The sequence below is a fragment of the Pseudooceanicola sediminis genome (assembly GCF_003575965.1).
Taxonomy (GTDB): Bacteria; Pseudomonadota; Alphaproteobacteria; order Rhodobacterales; family Rhodobacteraceae; genus Pseudooceanicola; species Pseudooceanicola sediminis.
In genome coordinates, this window is sequence record NZ_QWJJ01000015.1 from 77831 (window position 1) to 96803 (window position 18973).

Here is an 18973-nt window from a genome sequence, read left to right on the forward strand (position 1 = left end):
GTATAGCAATGGCCGCCCTATTTGTCCAGTATCGCCGCGCGTGCCCCCTTGGCCGTGCGTGCGCGGTGGGCCAGTTGCCCGCCGGACAGCGGAAAAGGAGAAACAGCATGACGGACGATACCCAATTCGACGCTGAAACCGACCCCGATCACCCGCACGGCGCCGCCGACCTGTTGCTGGATGCGGCGCTGACCCACGTCCCCTTCGACGGCTGGAGCGAGGCCACGCTGAAAGCCGCCGCCGCCGACGCCGAGGTGCCCATGGGGTTGGCCAGGGCGCTCTATCCCCGTGGCGCCATTGACCTCGCGCTGGCTTATCACAAGCGGGGCGACGCCGAGATGGTACGCCGTTTCGCGGCCGAGGATCACTCCGGCCTGCGCTACAGCGAAAAGGTGGCCCGCGCGATCCGCATCCGGCTTGAACTGGCCGACCGCGAACTGGTGCGCCGGGGCGCTACCCTGTTCGCCCTGCCGCAAAATGCCTCGGATGGGGCAAAGGCGGTCTGGGGCAGCGCGGATGCGGTCTGGCGGGCTCTTGGCGATACCTCCGATGACGTCAACTGGTACACCAAGCGGATGACCCTCTCCGGTGTCTATTCCGCGACCGTCCTCTACTGGCTCGGGGATGATTCGCTGGGCCAGCAGGCGACGTGGGATTTCCTCGATCGTCGCATCGCCGGTGTCATGCAGTTCGAAAAGGCCAAGGCCCGTATGTCCGACAGCCGCCTCGGACAGGCGCTCGCCAAGGGGCCGATGGCACTGCTGTCGCGTCTGCGCGCGCCGCAGCGGCCCAACGACATGCCCGGCTCTTTCGGGCAATAGGTCGCCAAGGGTCATCCCTGCCACTGCGCGGCAATGGCGCGGGGGGTGGCAGGGCGCGACGACGCGCGTCAGAACGACACGATCAGACAAGTTCAAGACGAAGGGAGCACCTCATATGCGGGTGATCGAGATTTCCAAACCGGGTGGACCGGAGGTTCTGGTGCTGGGCGAACGCGAGGTGCCGGCGCCCGGCCCCGGGCAGGTCCGTCTGCGTGTGGCCTACGCCGGGGTCAACCGCCCCGACGCGCTGCAACGGGCGGGCGCCTATGCGCCGCCCCCCGGTGCCAGCGACCTTCCCGGTCTCGAGGCATCAGGCCAGGTGGTTGCCGTGGGTCAGGGTGTCCCTGAAACCGCCATGGGCCAGCGTGTCTGTGCCCTGCTGCCCGGCGGCGGCTACGCCGAAGAGGTGGTCACCCCCTGGGCGCATTGCCTGCCGGTGCCCGAAGGCATGTCGATGGCCCAGGCGGCCTGTCTGCCCGAAACCTTTTTCACGGTCTGGACCAACGTGTTCATGCGCGGTGGACTGCGCGGGGGGGAAACGTTCCTCGTGCACGGCGGCTCCTCCGGCATCGGCACCACGGCCATCCAGCTTGCGCACCTGTTCGGGGCGCGGGTCTTTGCAACGGCCGGCTCGGCCGAAAAATGCGATGCCTGCGTCTCGCTGGGCGCCGAACGCGCGATCAACTACAAGACCGAGGATTATACCAGCGTGCTGGCCGATGCGGGGGGCGCCGATGTCATCCTCGACATGGTCGGCGGGGATTACATCCCGCGCAACATCCAGACCCTGAAACCCGATGGGCGGCTGGTGATGATCGCCTTCCTCGGCGGCGCCAAGGCCGAGGTGAACTTTGCCCAGATCATGGCGAAGCGCCTGACCGTGACAGGCTCTACCCTGCGTCCGCAAACCGATCAGGCCAAGGCCGAGATCGCCGAGGCGCTGCGCGAACAGGTCTGGCCGATGCTGGCGGCGGGGCGGCTGGCCCCGGTGATGGACAGCGAATACCCGATGGACCGTGCCGCGGATGCCCATGCCCACATGGAATCCTCGACCCACATCGGCAAGATCGTGTTGAACATCGGCGGCTGACCCTTCCGCTTTGTCTCTGCACCGTTCCCCTGCATCGTTCCCCTGTGCCGACGGAACGGTGCAGGGGGGCAATCCGTTGGGATCACATGCCTGTTTCACAGGCGCGCAGATTCGAAAGGAAAGCCCATGCAGATTGATCTTTCAGGCAAGCACGCCCTCGTCACCGGGTCCACCGGGGGCATCGGCTATGGTATCGCCAGCCGTCTGGCCGAATGCGGGGCCCGCGTGACCCTGAACGGGCGCAGCGAAGACAGTGTGCAGCAGGCCGTCGATGCGCTGCAATCGGCGTTGCCCGATGCCGCGCTCGGCGGGATCGCCGCCGACCTGTCGGTGCCCGAGGCCTGCGATGCCCTGCTCTCTCACCTCGGTCCGGTCGACATCCTGATCAACAATGCCGGTATTTTCGGTCCGCAGGACTTCTTCGAGGCCGAGGATTCGCTTTGGCAGAAATACTGGGACGTGAACGTCATGGGCGGCGTGCGTCTGTCCCGCGCCCTCACGCCGGGCATGGTCGACCGCGGCTGGGGCCGGGTTCTGTTCCTCGGCTCGGAATCGGCCTTCAACATCCCCGCCGACATGATTCACTACGGTGTGACCAAGGCCGCCTACGTCGCGCTGGCGCGCGGTCTGGCCAAGCGGCTGGCAGGCACCGGCGTGACCGTCAATTCGCTGCTGCCGGGGCCGACCCTGTCCGACGGCATGACCGAAGGCCTGAACCCCGAGGCCGGCCAAAGCGTCGAGGATGCGGCGCGCGATTTCGTCATGCAGAACCGTCCCAGTTCGATCATCCAGCGCGCCGCCACGGTCGAGGAGGTCGCCAACATGGCTCTCTATGCCGTCTCGCCGCTCAGTTCCGCCACGACGGGCGCTTCGCTGCGGGTCGATGGCGGTGTGGTCGATACGCTCTAATCCGACCCGCCCAGGCTGTGAAACAGCGCATCCGTCGCGCGGCAATCGCGCCGGGTATCGGGCGCGCAGGGGCGTGGGTCCAGCCACTTCGTCAGGCAGATCCGCGCCTCCTGTATCCGGCCGGCCTTGCAGGTGATGGTCAGCCCATCCGCCTCAAGCTGCGGATTTTCCTCAAGAAACGCGGCCTCGATGGTGCTGGCAGGCAGGCGCAGGTCGCGGGGCACCGCGCGCAGCAGCGCCGGGCGCGTGACGCTGTCATAGGCCCGGCGCGACAGCGCGAAATAGGCCTGTGCGCTCAGGCCCGAACAGCGCCCATGCTTTTGCCATTCGTGCCAGGCCAGGCTGCCGGTGCCCATGATATCGGCCATCGCCGCCGTCTCGGCGCGGCTCGGGTCGGGCAGGGGGCTGGCGCAATCGGCGGGATAGCCGACCTCGTTCTGCGGCCACAGACCATGCAGCACCCAGCCGAACGCCTTGCCCGGTGCACATTGCGCCGAACCCGACGCGCGCCCCTGCGCCGCGCACCATCCCGGCGACCAGCTCAGCGACAGCACGTAGTAATCGAAACGGCCCGCCACGTCCCCGGCCCGCGCCGCAGGGGCCAGCGACAGGGCGGCGCTCAGCAACAGGGCCAGGTCGCGTGCCAGGGTCATCGCCCTGCGAATAAGGTGCCTGCGCATTCGACTCTTCCATTTCCGTGCAAAGCTGACTATATAGCGGCCAAGTTCCCCCACAACGGTAACCTGCATCGCCCCGGCGGTGCGCCTGGTCCCGCCAGGCAGCGGGGAAGATTTGACGTTCAGGAGTTTCGACATGACTGGCAAACCTCTCATGGCCAAGGCCACCGCGGTCTGGCTGGTGGACAACACCACGATGACCTTCAAGCAGATTGCCGATTTCACCGGCATGCACGAGCTTGAGGTCCAGGGCATCGCCGACGGCGATGTCGCCGCTGGCGTCAAGGGGTTCGACCCCGTTGCGAACAACCAGCTGGACCAGGAAGACATCGATCGCGCCGAGGCCGATCCGACCAACCGCCTCAAGCTGAAATTCAACCCCTCGGCCGTGGGCGAGGAAAAGCGTCGTGGCCCGCGCTACACGCCGCTGTCCAAACGCCAGGACCGTCCGAACGCGATCCTCTGGCTGGTGAAATTCCACCCCGAGCTGACCGATGGCCAGATTGCCAAGCTGGTCGGCACCACCAAGCCGACGATCCAGTCGATCCGTGAACGCACCCACTGGAACATTGGCAACATGCAGCCGATCGACCCGGTTGCGCTCGGGCTCTGCAAGCAGACCGAACTGGATGCCGCCGTTCAGAAGGCCGCGCAGAAACGGGCCGCCGACGGGGCCGCGATGACCGATGACGAGCGCCGCAAACTGCTCTCGACCGAGCAGAGCCTCGGGATGGAAACCGAATCGCGGATGCCGACCGCCATCGAAGGTCTGGAAACCTTCACGTTATCCAATGACCACGATGATGACGACGACGAGTACAAGAAAAAGCCCGAATACGACGCCGACAGCCTGTTCAACCTGCCCAAGGGCGGTGAGGACGACGACGAAGACGACGACGAATAAGGCCACGGCCCCACCGTCTGATACTTTTGCAGGACCCGGCGCTGAAAAGCTCCGGGTCTTTTGCATTCGGGGTGTTTTGCCGTGTCCGGGGGGGCAGGGGCTTGCGCCCGCCGCCTGTCCTGTCAAACCTGCCGGCAGACAGGATCACGACAAGGACACCGCCCATGCACATTGCCGTAGTTGGCGCCGGAATGATCGGTGCCGCCGCCGCCCGCCACCTAACGCTGGAGGGGCACGAGGTCACGCTGATCGGCCCGGATGAACCCACCGATCCCGCCACCCATACCGGCCCCTTCGCCAGCCATTATGACGCCGGGCGCATCACCCGTCAGCTCGACCCGTGGATCTTCTGGAGCAGGGTGTCGCGCGCCTCTATCGCCCGCTACCGCGAGATCGAGGCCACCAGCGGCGTGCGCTTTTTCACCGAGGCCGGGTCCCTGATGGCCGGGCCCGAAGGCACCCCGCAGATGCAGCGCCTCGACAGCACCCGCCTGCGCGACAGTGTCCCCTGCGAGGTACTGCGCGACGCCGAACTTGCGGCCCGGTTTCCCTATTTCGACTTTCACCCCGGCACCGTCGGCTTTCTTGAGCGCAGCAATGCCGGGCATATCAACCCGCGCGAACTGGTGCGCGCGCAGATCACCGCCGCCACCGCGCAGGGCGCGACGCTGCTGCGCGACGTGGTGCAAGGGATTGATGACACCGGCGCAGGCGTCACGCTGCGGCTCAGCGACGGCACCCTTCACGCCGACCGCGCCCTGATCGCCACGGGCGGCTTTACCCGCGCCCTGACGGGCGATGCGCTGCCGTTTCAGGCCTTTGCCCGGACCGCCGTGCTGTTCGAGGTGTCGCAGGCCGAGGCGGAGCGTCTGGCGCAGATGCCGACCCTGATCGTCCTGCTGCCGAATGGCGAAGACCCCTATCTGCTGCCCCCGATCCGCTATCCCGATGGCAAGATGTACCTCAAGATGGGCGGCGACACGGTGGACGTGGCGCTGGAAACGCCCGCCGATTTCACCGACTGGTATCGCTCGGGTGGGTCGGCCCGCGTCGGTGCGCAGATCGAAGGGTTTCTGCGCGACCGGATGCCCAGCCTCGACATCGCCTCCGTGTCCACGATGCCCTGCGTGACGACCTTCACGCCGGACAATATCCCCCACTACAAGGCGCTGTCCGACAACGTCTTTACGGCCTTTGCCGGATGTGGCCGGGGGGCCAAGAACTCGGACGAACTCGGGCGTCTCGGCGCGCTGCTGGCGACGGGGCGGGCGCTGCCCGACTGGGCCAATACGCCCGCCGTCGCTGCTGAATAAGGTCGCCGCTGAATAAGGTGGAACCGGCCCGCCCTCACAGGCTGGGCCGGTTGCCTGCACCGGCGGCTCAGACCAGGTCCAGCGCCTTGTCGGCGGCCAGAAATTCCAGCCCCTGCGCCTCGGCCACCGGGGCGCAGGTGATCCGCCCGGCAGCGACGTTCAGCCCGGCCATCAGGTGCGGATCGGCCTGCAATGCCGCGCGCACGCCCTTGTCCGCGATGCGCAGCAGATGCGGCAGCGTCGCGTTGTTCAGCGCATAGGTCGAGGTGCGGGCCACGCCGCCCGGCATGTTGGCGACGCAGTAATGCACCACGTCCTCTTCGACATAGGTCGGGTCGGCATGGGTCGTGGCACGCGATGACTCGAAGCAGCCGCCCTGATCAATGGCCACGTCGACGACGACCGCGCCTTTCTGCATCGTGCCCAGCATTTCGCGCGTCACCAGCTTGGGCGCTGCGGCACCGGGGATCAGCACGGCGCCGATGACCAGATCGGCGGTGGCCAGCACCGTTTCCAGCGCGGTACGCGTCGAATACTGCGTCTTCACCCGCCCGCCGAACTGGGCGTCGATCCCCTCCAGCACATCATTCGACCGGTCCAGCAGCACCACCTCGGCACCCAGACCCACCGCCATCGCGGCGGCATTGCGCCCGACGACACCGCCGCCGATGATCACCACCTTGCCCGGCGCAACGCCCGGCACGCCGCCCAGCAACACACCCCGGCCGCCTTGCGCCTTTTCCATCACATGCGCGCCCGCCTGCACCGACATGCGCCCCGCAACCTGGCTCATCGGTTTCAGCAGGGGCAACCCGCCACTGGCCGACGTGACCGTCTCGTAGGCGATGCAGGTCGCGCCGCTGTCCAGCAGGTCGCGGGTCTGCGGCGCATCGGGCGCCAGGTGCAGATAGGTGTACAGGACCTGACCGGGGCGCAGCCGCTTGCGTTCCTCCGCCTGCGGTTCCTTGACCTTGACGACGATATCGCAGGCAAAGACGTCCTCGACAGTGCCGAGCGTCGCACCGGCGCCGGTATATTCGACGTCCGACGCACCGATGCCTGCACCGGCGCCGGTCTCGATCACCACCTCATGACCATGGGCGATCAGCTCCGCCGCGCTTTCCGGCGTCAGGCCGACGCGATATTCATGGTTCTTGATTTCCTTGGGGCATCCGATGCGCATGGTCTGGCTCCTGTGTTGGGCGATGACCCCATGATGACAGACTGCCGGGGGATTTCCTTGATTTCTCAAGGGGAAATTTGCGCTGTAACAGGTGAAAAATTCGATGATTGGCCCGGTTTCTGCAAGTTTCTTCGCGCGATTGGGATAACGGAGGGATCTGCTCCGCCATATCGGAGCCTATCTGGGAGGATGCTGCGCCGCCGCATCTACCCCTGCAGCGCAGAAAAAAGCCCGGCATCAAGCCGGGCCTCTCTGTTGGCGGCATTTGAAATGACACCGTTCGGATACCGCTCAGATACCGTTCAAATACCGACGTCGACATTCTGCGAAATCAGGGGCTTAGCCGTCTCCCGGGCGCAAATGCCGACGTCGGTGTCAGATATCCTTGCGCGCCCGCAGCGCGGCGGTGATCGTCCCATCGTCCAGATAGTCCAGCTCGCCGCCGATCGGCACCCCCTGCGCCAGCGATGTCAGCCGCACGCGGCCTTCCAGCTGGTCGGCGATGTAATGCGCCGTGGTCTGCCCGTCAACGGTGGCGTTCAGGGCCAGAATGACCTCTGAAATGCCTTCCTCTTCAATGCGTTGCACCAGAAGAGGGATGCGCAAATCGTCCGGGCCGACGGCATCCAGCGCGCTCAGCGTCCCGCCCAGCACATGATACCGGCCGTGAAAGCTCGCCCCGCGCTCCATCGCCCAAAGGTCAGCGACGTCCTCGACCACGCAAAGCTCTGAATTCGCGCGCTTTTCGCTGGCGCAGATATCGCAGATCCGTGCACCGCCCAGGTTGCCGCAGCGATCGCATTCGCGCACCGTCACCGCGACCTGGTGCATCAGGTCGGCCAGCGGCGTCAGCAACAGTTCCCGCTTGCGGATCATCTGCAAAACGGCCCGACGGGCGCTGCGCGGCCCCAGCCCGGGCAGCCGCGCCATCATGTCGATCAGCGCATCTATATCGCGTGAGGCGCTCATGGCAGCCTAGAACGGCATCTTGAAATCTGCAGGCAAACCAAGGCCTTCGGTGATCTTGCCCATTTCTTCCTGCGACCGTTCGGCGGCCTTGGCCTGGGCATCCTTGATGGCGGCCAGGATCAGATCCTCGACCACTTCCTTGTCGTCGCTGTTGAAGATCGACGGGTCGATGTCCAGGCTCTTCAGGTCGCCTTTGGCGCTGGCAACGGCCTTGACCAGGCCCGCGCCGCTTTCGCCCGTGACGGTGATGTTGTGCAGCTCTTCCTGCAGATCCGTCACCTTGGTCTGCATCTCCTTGGCGGCCTTCATCATTTTCGCCATGTCACCCATTTGACCGAGGCCCTTGAACATCATCATTCTCCTTGATTTACAGGGGCGCGGGCGCAACGGCCTGACCCCGAAACTGGTTTCTCGTTCCATATCGCGGCCCGCCGTGGCCAGTGCAAGGGGCACGCCGGCGGGCGCAGCGACAAAACGCCTGATTTGGTCAAAAGACCGCTGTTTTCAGAGGTTTCGCCTTAGTCGTCCTCAAACGGATCCCATTCGTCATCGACCTCCGGCAACGCCTCTGCCTGCACTTCTGCGCTGATATCCTGCAATGTGCGGACGCCTGTAATCTCGGATTTCGGAAAGGCCTCGAACAGGGCTTTAAGCATCGGGTGATCGGCCGCGGCGGCCTTCAGCTCGCGCGCCTTGGCATCGCGTTTGTCGGCGATCGTTTCCTCGGCATTCTCGTTTCCCAGCACCACCGCCCAGCGGTTCCCGGTCCACAGCTGCAGCCGCGAGCCGAGGCGCTGTGACAGGTCCTTCGGTGCGCCGGGTGCCGGAGAAAACTCAATCCTTCCCGGTCTGTAGGAGATGAGGCGGATGCCATTCTCGACCTCCACCAGCAGCTTCATGTCGCGGTTCGACCGGATCAGTTCGATAACATGGTCAAAGCTGGGATAGCGTGACAAGGCCTGGTCGACGTCCTGCGCGCGCAGCGCATTTGCGCCACCCGAGGCTTGGGCGCCGCCGCCGCCGATGCCGGCCGAGGCGTAAGCCGAGGCCCCCCCGCCCGCCGCAGGCGCGCCCGTGCCCTGCACGGGTCTGCCACCGCCGCCCGGGTTGCCACCTCCGCCACCGGGGGCGTCATCCGGCCTCGGCGTATCCTTCAGCTTGCGCACCAGCTCTTCTGGCGCGGGCAGTTCCGCGACATGCGTCAGGCGTATCACGGCCATTTCCGCAGCCATCATCGCGTTGGGAGCCAGAGAAACTTCTTCCAGTGCTTTCAACAACATTTGCCACATGCGCGTCATTGATCGCATGGGCAGGCGGGCCGCCAGATCAACGCCCCGTGCGCGTTCGTCCGGGCTGATGGTCGGGTCCTCGGCAGCGTCTGGCGTGATCTTGACCACGCTGATCCAGTGGGTGATTTCAGCCAGGTCGCGCAGCACCGCCAGCGGATCGGCGCCCGCCGCGTATTGCCCCGAAAGCTCGGTCAGCGCAGCGGCGGCATCGCCCCGCATGATCATCTCGTACAGGTCCATCACCCGGCCGCGGTCGGCCAGCCCGAGCATGGCACGCACCTGCTCTGCCGTGGTTTCGCCTGCCCCGTGGGAAATCGCCTGATCCAGCAACGATGTCGCGTCGCGCGCCGACCCTTCGGCCGCACGACAGATCAGTGCCAGCGCATCCTGCGTGATCTCGGCTTTTTCGCGCCCTGCGATCTTTTCCAGCAGGGCAATCATCACTTCGGGTTCGATGCGGCGCAGGTCGAAACGCTGGCAGCGCGACAGCACGGTGACCGGCACCTTGCGGATTTCAGTGGTGGCAAAGATGAATTTCACATGTGCCGGCGGTTCTTCGAGCGTCTTGAGCAGCGCGTTGAAGGCGCTGGTCGAGAGCATGTGCACCTCATCGATGATATAGATCTTGTAACGCGCTGATGCGGCGCGGTAATTCACGCTGTCGATGATTTCTCGGATGTCGTTGACCGAGGTGTTGGAGGCCGCGTCCATCTCCATCACGTCGACGTGCCGCCCCTCCATGATGGCGCGGCAGTGTTCGCATTTGCCACAAGGTTCGGTGGTGGGTCCGCCGTTTCCGTCGGGGCCGATACAGTTGATCCCCTTGGCGATGATCCGTGCCGTCGTGGTTTTCCCGGTGCCACGGATGCCTGTCATGATGAAGGCCTGCGCGATCCTGTCAGAGGCAAAGGCGTTCTTGAGGGTGCGCACCATTGCGTCCTGACCGACCAGGTCGGCAAAGGTTTCCGGCCGGTACTTGCGGGCCAGAACCTGGTAGGCGCCAGGGGATGTCTGCTCGGTTTCAGTCATGCGGGGCCTGTTCCGGTAGCGGTCCGGCACGGGGCCGGTGGTGGGTGTCGCCCCAAGGTTAAAGGGCAGCGCAGTCAGCGTCCACCGCCAACGGCGACGCCGGGTCTCCCGGCAGCGAGATGCTGCGAGGGAACCATATCCCTGTTTCGCACATTGGCCCTGCACATATAAGGGCGCGTTGCCCGTGAGAGGAGACTTTGATGCGTCTGCGGGGCACAAGAACCAGTTCGAATATCGAGGATCGTCGGCGATCCGGCGGCGGTGGCCGGATGATCGGAGGTGGTCTGGGCCTCGGCGGTGTCCTGGTTGTGCTGGCCATCGGTTGGTTCACGGGTATCGATGTCACCCCGATCCTGAACGGCGCCGCTGCGCCGCAAACCCAGCAAACCACCCGAGAGCTGAGCGCTGAGGAAGAGCAGGCAGGCGTCTTCGTGTCGCAAGTCCTGGCCAGTACGGAGGATGTCTGGGGCGAAGTTTTTCCCCAACAGGTCGGCGAGGCCTATCAGCCGCCGCGCCTTGTGATGTTTTCACAGGTGACAAGCAGTCCGTGTGGCGGGGCGTCAGGTGCGACCGGTCCGTTTTACTGCCCGCTGGATCAGAAAGCCTATCTGGACACCGATTTTTTCAACACCCTGTCACGCCAGCTGGGCGCTGAGGGTGATTTCGCCGCGGCCTACGTCATCGCGCATGAGGTCGCACACCATGTGCAAAACCAGCTCGGGATTCTGGATCAGGTCGACAGCTATCGACGCGGTGCGACCGAGGCCCAGGGCAACGCCGCGACCGTACGGCTGGAGTTGCAGGCAGATTGCCTTTCCGGGGTCTGGGCCGCCCATGTCGATGCGCTGTTGGAACCTGGTGATATCGACGAGGCGGTGAATGCGGCGCGCATGATCGGCGATGACCGTCTGCAACGTCGGGCGGGGCGGGTACCGCAGCCGCACACCTTTACGCATGGGACGTCTGAACAACGTTCGCGCTGGTTCACGACCGGCTACACTTCCGGCGAAATAACCAGCTGCGATACGTTCAACGCCCGGGAGCTGTAAGTGTAAATGTTCTGGGAAAGACGCCCCCGCAGGCGCCCTCGGCGCTGGATGCGGGGAAAGGTGAGAGGCTGGACAACGACCCAAGCGGGGCTCGTTACGGCTGCTTCCTTCCGGACCTGACCGGGTTGGCGAGGCGCTCGCCCGCGCCAACCTCTCGATCGCTGATATAGGGGGCGCCGACCGGATTCGCAACACCTTGTGAAAAGGGTCGGATTTGCCTTCCGTTGCGAGAACTTAGGCGGGGCGCCGGGGCGCACAGGGCCGGAGTCCGCGCTGCGGCCCTGTGCATGTTCAACTGCTATCGTGTCAGAGCATGATGCGGAACAAGGCAAAGCCGCCTTCGCCTTCACCCGCAGGTTCGATGTCGACCCCTTGGACACTGTCGGCGTATTTCGCGGCACCCGGGCCGGTTTCGAACAGCACTGTCGTGTCGGGCATCGGCGCAAAGGTCCAGTTGGCGTCGGCTTTCGGGCTGATCGTGCCCTTGTCGACGATGTAACGCACGATGATGTCGCGGTTGGTATCCGGCCCCTCGAACACGACGGTATCGCCCGTGCCGGGGAAATGGCCGCCGCCCGAGGCGCGATAGTTGTTTGTTGCCACGATGAAGGTCATGTCGTCCGTCACGGGCTTGCCCTGATAGGCCAGGTCCACGATGCGGCTTTGAGTGCTGACCTCGACGCCGTCGCCATCGTAGCGAGACGGTTTGGACAGGTCGATCTTGTAGGTCACGCCGTCGATCACGTCAAAGTTGTAGCTGGGGAAGGATGTGTTCAGCAGCGGCGCGTCGGTTGCGCCGGGTTCGATCTGGTTGAACATGCCGGCCGACCGATCCAGCCAGCCACGCAGCTGCGCGCCGTCGATCTTTACCGCGCGAATTGTGTTGGGATACAGGTAGAGGTCCGAGACGTTCTTGATCGCGACATCGCCCACGGGCACTTCGGTATAATACTCGGGGCCACCGCGACCACCGGCCTTGAAGGGCGCGGCGGCAGAGAGAATTGGCAAGCCTTCGAATTCGGTGCCGACCATCATGTCCTTGATGTACCATTCCTGCGCATTTGATACGACCTGAACCGAGGGATCATCGGCGACCAGTGCAAAATAGGAATGCAGCGGCGTGTCCGTCTTGCCCACGGCACGGCGAACATAGGCCAGCGTCTCGTCGTGCTGTTGCTGGGCCGCGGCAAGTACCGTCGGCACGCTTTCGACCAGCGGGTCGATCGAGCGATCTTCGTTGCGCTTGTAGATCGAGCGGGCCTCGCTTTCGGTGGCAACCACGCGCCATTCATTGCCTTCGCGCTCCAGCAGCAGGTCGATCACGCCCAGATCCGAGCCCCAGAAGCCGCCCATGACGGCGGGCTTGCCGTGAATCGTGCCGGCGGACACGTCGACTGCCGCGAAATTGTCGAATGTGGGCGAGGGGAAGACGAGGTGAGAGTGGCCGGTCAGCAGGGCATCGATCCCCTCGACCGCGGCGAGCGGCACCGAGGCGTTTTCCATGCCATCTTCGTGGTTTGCCGACCCGATGCCGGAATGGGACAGCGCGATGATGATATCGGCTCCCTCTTCCTTCATCTGCGGTACGTAGGCACGGGCCGTCTCGACGATGTCGCGGGCATTTACCTTGCCCTCAAGGTTCTTGCGATCCCAGTTCATGATCTGCGGCGGTACGAATCCGATCAGGCCGATCTTGATGGGGTGCGCGCTGCCGTCGCCCACGACGATGGTCTTGTCGAGGATCACGTAAGGCGGCAGCAGCGTCTTGTCACCGGTCGGGCTGGCGGCCATTTCCTTGACCACGTTGGCCGAGATCACCGGGAAATTGGCACCCGCGACGGACTTCATCAGGAAGTCGAGGCCGTAGTTGAATTCATGGTTGCCCAGAGTTGAGGCTTCGTAGCCAAGCGTATTCATCGCGGCGATCACGGGGTGCATGTCGCCTTCCTTCATGCCGCGTTCATAGGCGATGTAGTCGCCCAGCGGGTTACCCTGAAGGAAGTCGCCGTTGTCGATCAGCATCGAGTTCGTTGCTTCGGCGCGAATGGTGTCGACATGGGCTGCAGTCCGCGCCAGGCCAACGGTGTCGTCGGCCTTGTCGGCGTAGTAGTTGTAAGGGAACACGTGCACGTGCAGGTCGGTCGTTTCCATGATGCGCAGGTGGGCCTGCGCGCCAGCGGCGCGGGCCGAAAAGGGATGAAGGCTGAGCAAGGATGCACCGGCGACTGTGCCGGCAAGGAAGCCTCGGCGCGACAGGTGGGATGATTTGGAATTCGACATGTTGGACTCCCTCGGTTTCGTAGACGCGCATCATGCGGCTTGCGCATGACATTGCCATAAAGGTTTCCGGGTGACGTTACCGGAGGTGCCGTCAAAGGGCCCACTTTGCCCGGCTGATAGCCCTGGATTTGCGCGTCGATGCCTGATCTTTCAACATTGCGCTCCCTCAGGCAAGCGGGCAGGTTGCGGCAAATGTCTCAAGGAGAGCCCATGACAGTCGCAATTGCCGAGGAGGTGACGTTTGGTGGATCTGGCCTGGACAGGGCCGCCCACCTGAGGAGTAATTCCGAAGCGATGCGGGCAGCCATGGAGGCCACCGAGGCACAGATGATACTGTTCTGGCGCGGCAGTATCCTCGTCGATGCCGAGGCCGCGCTGGTTCGCATGTCTGTGGCCGCTTCTACCCTGATCGAGGTCGGTGCAGCCGCCGTATTTCTGGGTCTGGACGATGGCACGCCGTTATTCGCGCTGGATCTCACGGCGCTGGCTCCCGAACAGGGTGGCTTTCCCGACCCGGCGCAGGCCTGGCCGACGCAGGGTTTTCCTTTGTCCCGATCTCTGACTGTCGATGAAATCTTTGTCGATCTGCGCAGCGTCATGGCACGGCTGTCACGACAGGATGCAGAGTTGGCCGCAACCGCGAAGGCAGTTTATGCTTGGCACGCGACGCATCGGTTCTGCGCCTGCTGCGGTGAGCCGAGCGATGTGATCGAGGCCGGATGGCAACGGCGCTGTCCATCCTGCGGAGCGCGCCATTTTCCCAGGACCGACCCTGTGGTGATCATGTTGATCACCCGGGACAATCAGGTCTTGCTGGGGCGCTCGCCCGAATGGCCCGAGGGGATGTATTCCTTGCTGGCAGGTTTTGTCGAACCGGGCGAAACGATCGAGGCTGCTGTCCGCCGCGAAGTGCAGGAAGAAACTTCGGTGCCTGTCGGGGCGGTCGAATACCTGTGCTGTCAGCCCTGGCCCTTTCCAAACTCGCTGATGTTCGGGTGCCGCGGCACGGCTCTTTCAGACCGGATCGACGTCGACCCGTTGGAAATCGAAGCAGCCCTCTGGGTAAGCCGCGAGGAGCTGTCGACGGTTTTCGCCGGCGACCATCCGTTGATTCGGCCACCCAGAAAGGGCGCAATTGCAGAATTTCTTCTACGTAATTGGCTTGCGGACCGTCTGGATTGACGCGATTGTTTCGGGTGTGAACATGATCCACCTGAAACACGGCGGCAATTTATGAAAATCGTTGCGAAAGAGGACATCGAAGCTCCGATCCAGACGGTTTTCGCCAGAGTCACGGATTTCAAGAGTTTCGAACGATCGGCGATACGTCGTGGTGCAAGCGTTCAGCGTATCGAAGAGGGCGACAGCCAGAATTGCTGGGACGTCGCCTTTCCTCTGCGTGGCAAAACCCGCATCTTTCGCCTGACCGTGGTGGATTTCGACGACCCCGAACGGATGAGCATGTCGGCCATATCCGAAGGCATGGCAGGCGCGATCAAGGTTGAGCTGGTGGCGCTGTCGCGCAGCCGGACACGCCTGCGTTTCGAAACCGAGATAAAGCCTCAGACCCTGTCCGCGCGCCTGCTGGTGCAGTCATTGCGGCTGGCACGAAGTACGATGCAGCAGCGCCTTCAGGACAGGTTGTCCGACCTGGCGGCCTCGATCGAAGGCAAGCAGAAATCGCGACGGGCCTGAGCGGGCAGGGTTGGCGCGCGCACCGCCTTCGCCCACAGTGGTCCGGGTCAAGGTGTCAGGTCTGATGAAGCGGCCGCAGGGTCAGCCGCGTTGCGCATCCGCCGGATAGACGCCCAGGATTTCCAGCTTGGATGAAAAATACCCCAGCTCGTCCAGTGCCAGTTTCACATTGGCATCTTCGGGATGGCCTTCGATATCGGCATAGAATTGGGTGGCGGTAAAGCTGCCCCCTACCATGTAGCTTTCCAGCTTGGTCATGTTGATGCCGTTCGTCGCAAAGCCGCCCATGGCCTTGTAAAGCGCCGCAGGAATGTTGCGAACCTCGAAGACCAGGGTGGTGATCATGCCATGGTCACCACGCCGGCGCATGTCCGGGTCGCGCGACATGATCAGGAACCGCGTCGTGTTGTTGGCCTGATCTTCGATATGACGCGCCAGCACGTCCAGTCCATAGACTTCGCCTGCCAGTTCACTGGCCAGTGCGGCCCTGGTCCGGTCGCTCTGCTGAGAGATCAGCAGCGCGGACCCAGCCGTGTCGGCGCCTGTGACGCGGCTGATGCCATGTTCGGACAGGAAGGCTCGGCATTGTCCCAACAACATCTGGTGCGAAGTGGCGGAGGTAATCTCCTCCAGCTTGGTCCCCGGCAGCGCCAGCAGATTGATATGCACCCGCACGAACGCCTCGCCGACGATATTCAGCCCACTGCCCGGCAGCAGGTAGTGCATGTCCGCGACACGTCCGAAGGTAGAGTTGTCCACGGGCAGCATCGCCAGTTCAGCGGTGCCATCCAGCACGGCGGCAATGGCATCCTCGAAGCTGCGGCAGGGAAGCGGCTCGAACTCCGGCTTCGCCTCGACACAGGCCTGATGGGAATAGGCACCCAACTCTCCCTGGAACGCGATGCGACGATTCATGACGATTAATTCCGTGTTATTCTGGACATATCGCCATAAAGGGCGATTGGTCGCGGTAACTACACCTTGCGTTGAGCGAGGGGAAGCGGATAGATACCCGCCGAAACACTTGCGACGGATTCATCAGGGGCGCGGCTTTTCATGTTTGATACAATGACTATCACGAAGATCGTTGGCGGCGTATGCGGCACCCTTCTGGTTTTCCTTTTGGGGAACTGGGCGGGCGATCTGCTTTACGAAACCGGCTATGGCGAACATGGTGCGGAAGAACACGCCCAAGGCTATCTGATCGAGACCGCCTCGGCCGAAGGTGACGGTGCCGAGGCCGAAGGCCCATCCTTCGAAGAAGTCTTTGCCTCTGCAGATGCGGGTGCCGGCGAACGTGTTTTCAACAAGTGCAAGGCCTGCCACAAGGTTGATGGCACCAACGCGACCGGCCCGCACCTGGATGGTGTGGTCAACCGTGCCGTCGATTCGGTTGATGGGTTCAGCTACTCCGGTGCCCTAGAAGAGCATTTCGATGTCTGGACGCCTGAGCACCTTGACACTTTCCTGACCAATCCGCGTAGCGCTGCGCCGGGTACCAAGATGACCTTTGCCGGTCTGCCAAAGGTCGAAGACCGGGCCAACGTGATCGCCTATCTCGACTCTCTGTCGAACTGATCCCGGTCTGGGCGATGCTTTTCAGGGCCGTCAGCCTCAGGGCTGGCGGCCTTTTTCACGTGGAGGCCTGCCGATCACAACGGCTTCACGCAATCTCAACTTGAACATGGCCAAGATGCGACATTAGCCTACCTGTCAGGCTGGATCGGTAGAAATCGGTTCGCGGCAAAACGCCGAATGCGCCCAGAAGGATAGACGAGGAGCCCTCAATGCACCGTCCCGCGTTCCGTATCGCAACAATGCAACTGCCGTTTCAGGCGCCTTTGTCGCGGCGTAGATTGCTGGCACTCGGGGCGCTGACCGCTGCGACTTTTGCCTTTGTCGCGCCGGATGCACGGGCACAGGAAGCCCCGAGCGAGCCGTCCGAGACAACGGAAAGCGCCACGGGCGATGAGAAAATCATCAAGAGCCATGGCTACTCCTATTTCGGTGAACTGAAGTACCCGGCCGATTTCGACCATCTGGATTTCGTCAACGTCGATGCGCCCAAGGGGGGCGATATCGCGATTCAGGCTTCGGGCACGTTCGATTCACTAAACCCTTTCACCGTAAAGGGGCGAGCGGGTGCGCTGGCCTCGACCATGTACGAAAGCCTGCTGGGCGAGGCGGCGGATGACTACAACGGGTCTTACTGCCTGCTTTGCGAGAGCCTGGAGTATGACGAGGGCAAGACCTGGGTCATCTTTCACATGCGCAAGGACGCGAAATTTTCCGATGGCACGCCGCTGACGGCACATGATGTCGTGTTTTCGCACAACCTGTTCATTGAACAGGGGCTGCCGTCGTATTCTGCAGGGGTCAAGAAGCGCGTTCTCGGAGCCGAGGCGCTGGATGACTATACGGTCAAGTTCACCTTTGCGACCGACATATCACGCCGGTCCCTGATCGACCAGGTCGGCGCGACAACCGTGTTCAGCAAGAAGTGGTTCGAGGAAACCGGTGCGCGCCTGGATGAACCGCGCTTCGAGACCTCTCCGGGGTCCGGGCCATACATGCTGGACAGTTACGACGTGAACCGCCGCATCACCTATAAGCGCAACCCCGACTACTGGGGCAAGGATCTGCCGCTCAACAAGGGGCGCTATAACTTCGACACGATCCGGGTGGAGTATTTTGCAGACGAATCCGCTGCATTCGAGGCATTCAAGGCGGGCGAATATACGTTCCGCATCGAAACCAGCTCTCGGCAATGGGCGACGCAATACGATTTTCCCGCAATTCAAGCGGGACATGTTGTCAAGGCAGAGCTGCCTGACGGTATCCCGCCAAATAACGTGGGCTTCGTCTTCAACCTCGGCCGGGAAAAGTTCAAGGACAAGCGTGTGCGCGAGGCAATTGCGCTGGCATACAATTTCGAGTGGACGAATGAGAGCCTGCAATATGGCCTGTTCAAGCACCGTGAGAGCTATTTTCAGGATACGCCGCTTCAGGCGAACGGAGTCCCGACAGGCGAAGACCTCGCGTTTCTCGAGGGCCTGGGCGATCTGGTGCCGGACGCACTCAAGTCCGAGCCACCCGTTGGGATCCACGTCAGTTCACCCGAACGTCTGAATGATCGTGGAAATCTCCGCAAGGCGATGAAATTGCTGGACGATGCCGGTTGGGCCGTTGGCGATGATGGTATCCGCCGGAATGCGCAAGGCGAGGTGCTGTCCATCGATTTCCCGATAAACTCTGCCTCGGCCAGCTCGCTCGAACCTGTGCTGGACAACTATGCCCTGAACCTGAAAGCGATCGGCATCCGGCCGGATTTTGAAAAGGTCGACCCCAGCCAATATACCAATCGCAGTCGCAACCGCGAATACGACATGGTCTATGACGGCTATCGTGCGGGACTGGGGACTGGCACGGGCCTGATGCAGATGTATGGTTCTTCCGAAGCCGCATTCTCGGTGTTCAATCCGGCGGGGCTGGCCAGTGACCTCGTCGATCAAATCATTCTCGCCTCGCTCGAGACGCAAAGTCAGGAGGAACAGGATGCCTCCCTGCGCGCTCTCGACCGGGCACTACGGTACGAAATGCTGATGGTTCCAACGTGGTACAAGGCCGGATACTGGGTGGCCTACTACGACATGTTCGAACATCCCGACATCCCGCCCTATGACCTCGGCTACCTCGATTTCTGGTGGTACAATGCGGACAAGGCGGCCAAGTTGAAGGCCGCTGGCGCGATGAGGTAAACCAGCC

The 18973-nt window shown here is 63.2% G+C and carries 17 protein-coding genes and 1 other RNA gene; 10 read left to right on the forward strand and 8 right to left on the reverse strand.

Annotation, left to right across the window (positions count from 1 at the left end):
- Positions 1 to 107 precede the first annotated feature (107 nt).
- The 3 genes from DL237_RS16150 (at position 108) to DL237_RS16160 (ending at position 2820) form a co-directional block, all read left to right on the forward strand.
- A complete protein-coding gene (locus DL237_RS16150) occupies positions 108 to 821 on the forward strand; it encodes a COQ9 family protein (RefSeq protein WP_119400124.1) in 714 nt (237 codons plus the stop codon).
- Positions 822 to 936: 115 nt separating this feature from the next.
- The gene (locus DL237_RS16155) at positions 937 to 1911 is read left to right on the forward strand and encodes an NAD(P)H-quinone oxidoreductase (protein ID WP_119400125.1); all 975 of its coding nucleotides are present in this window, start codon (positions 937 to 939) and stop codon (positions 1909 to 1911) included.
- Between the two features lie 126 nt (positions 1912 to 2037).
- Positions 2038 to 2820: an SDR family NAD(P)-dependent oxidoreductase gene (locus tag DL237_RS16160; protein ID WP_119400126.1), complete on the forward strand. Its 783-nt coding sequence runs from the start codon at positions 2038 to 2040 to the stop codon at positions 2818 to 2820.
- Here the strand turns inward: DL237_RS16160 and DL237_RS16165 are convergent.
- Complete coding sequence (locus DL237_RS16165) at positions 2817 to 3500, reverse strand: ribonuclease T2 (RefSeq protein WP_233545023.1); 684 nt, start codon at positions 3498 to 3500, stop codon at positions 2817 to 2819. The genes DL237_RS16160 and DL237_RS16165 overlap by 4 nt on opposite strands.
- 133 nt (positions 3501 to 3633) lie before the next feature.
- Here DL237_RS16165 and DL237_RS16170 point away from each other — a divergent pair, with 133 nt between their 5' ends.
- Both DL237_RS16170 and DL237_RS16175 read left to right on the forward strand, forming a co-directional pair.
- Positions 3634 to 4401 (forward strand): DUF1013 domain-containing protein, encoded by a 768-nt coding sequence (locus DL237_RS16170; protein ID WP_119400128.1) that lies wholly within the window; start codon positions 3634 to 3636, stop codon positions 4399 to 4401.
- Positions 4402 to 4565: 164 nt separating this feature from the next.
- Positions 4566 to 5714 carry an NAD(P)/FAD-dependent oxidoreductase gene (locus DL237_RS16175; protein WP_119400129.1) on the forward strand — a complete coding sequence of 383 codons (1149 nt, stop codon included), beginning with the start codon at positions 4566 to 4568 and terminating at the stop codon, positions 5712 to 5714.
- 67 nt (positions 5715 to 5781) lie between these two features.
- On the opposite strand, the gene ald is transcribed toward DL237_RS16175, so the two are convergent.
- From ald to DL237_RS16195, 4 genes are all read right to left on the reverse strand, one after another.
- Complete coding sequence (ald, locus tag DL237_RS16180) at positions 5782 to 6897, reverse strand: alanine dehydrogenase (RefSeq protein WP_119400130.1); 1116 nt, start codon at positions 6895 to 6897, stop codon at positions 5782 to 5784.
- Positions 6898 to 7272: 375 nt separating this feature from the next.
- Positions 7273 to 7866, reverse strand: coding sequence for a recombination mediator RecR (gene recR / locus DL237_RS16185; RefSeq protein WP_119400131.1), 594 nt, complete (start codon positions 7864 to 7866; stop codon positions 7273 to 7275).
- A gap of 6 nt (positions 7867 to 7872) precedes the next feature.
- Positions 7873 to 8217 carry a YbaB/EbfC family nucleoid-associated protein gene (locus DL237_RS16190; RefSeq protein ID WP_119400182.1) on the reverse strand — a complete coding sequence of 115 codons (345 nt, stop codon included), beginning with the start codon at positions 8215 to 8217 and terminating at the stop codon, positions 7873 to 7875.
- A 167-nt stretch (positions 8218 to 8384) separates the two neighbouring features.
- Positions 8385 to 10184, reverse strand: a complete 1800-nt coding sequence (locus DL237_RS16195) for a DNA polymerase III subunit gamma/tau (protein ID WP_119400132.1) — start codon at positions 10182 to 10184, stop codon at positions 8385 to 8387.
- A gap of 200 nt (positions 10185 to 10384) precedes the next feature.
- On the opposite strand from DL237_RS16195, the gene ypfJ reads away from it, so the two are divergent.
- On the forward strand, positions 10385 to 11233 hold the full coding sequence (ypfJ, locus tag DL237_RS16200; RefSeq protein WP_119400133.1) for a KPN_02809 family neutral zinc metallopeptidase: 849 nt from the start codon (positions 10385 to 10387) through the stop codon (positions 11231 to 11233).
- Between the two features lie 59 nt (positions 11234 to 11292).
- On the opposite strand, the gene ffs is transcribed toward ypfJ, so the two are convergent.
- Positions 11293 to 11389, reverse strand: an RNA gene (ffs, locus tag DL237_RS16205) — signal recognition particle sRNA small type.
- 150 nt (positions 11390 to 11539) lie between these two features.
- Positions 11540 to 13513, reverse strand: coding sequence for a bifunctional 2',3'-cyclic-nucleotide 2'-phosphodiesterase/3'-nucleotidase (locus DL237_RS16210; protein ID WP_119400134.1), 1974 nt, complete (start codon positions 13511 to 13513; stop codon positions 11540 to 11542).
- A gap of 210 nt (positions 13514 to 13723) precedes the next feature.
- Between DL237_RS16210 and nudC the strand changes: the two genes are divergently transcribed.
- The gene (gene nudC / locus DL237_RS16215; protein WP_119400135.1) at positions 13724 to 14695 is read left to right on the forward strand and encodes an NAD(+) diphosphatase; all 972 of its coding nucleotides are present in this window, start codon (positions 13724 to 13726) and stop codon (positions 14693 to 14695) included.
- A 51-nt stretch (positions 14696 to 14746) separates the two neighbouring features.
- A complete protein-coding gene (locus DL237_RS16220; protein ID WP_119400136.1) occupies positions 14747 to 15208 on the forward strand; it encodes an SRPBCC family protein in 462 nt (153 codons plus the stop codon).
- Between the two features lie 81 nt (positions 15209 to 15289).
- Here DL237_RS16220 and DL237_RS16225 read toward each other — a convergent pair whose 3' ends face one another.
- Entirely contained in the window at positions 15290 to 16123 is an 834-nt protein-coding gene (locus tag DL237_RS16225; protein WP_119400137.1) for a prephenate dehydratase, read from the reverse strand.
- A gap of 141 nt (positions 16124 to 16264) precedes the next feature.
- On the opposite strand from DL237_RS16225, the gene DL237_RS16230 reads away from it, so the two are divergent.
- Together DL237_RS16230 and DL237_RS16235 are read left to right on the forward strand one after the other, a co-directional pair.
- Entirely contained in the window at positions 16265 to 16786 is a 522-nt protein-coding gene (locus tag DL237_RS16230; RefSeq protein ID WP_119400138.1) for a c-type cytochrome, read from the forward strand.
- Between the two features lie 209 nt (positions 16787 to 16995).
- Complete coding sequence (locus tag DL237_RS16235) at positions 16996 to 18966, forward strand: extracellular solute-binding protein (protein WP_233545024.1); 1971 nt, start codon at positions 16996 to 16998, stop codon at positions 18964 to 18966.
- Positions 18967 to 18973 lie beyond the last annotated feature (7 nt).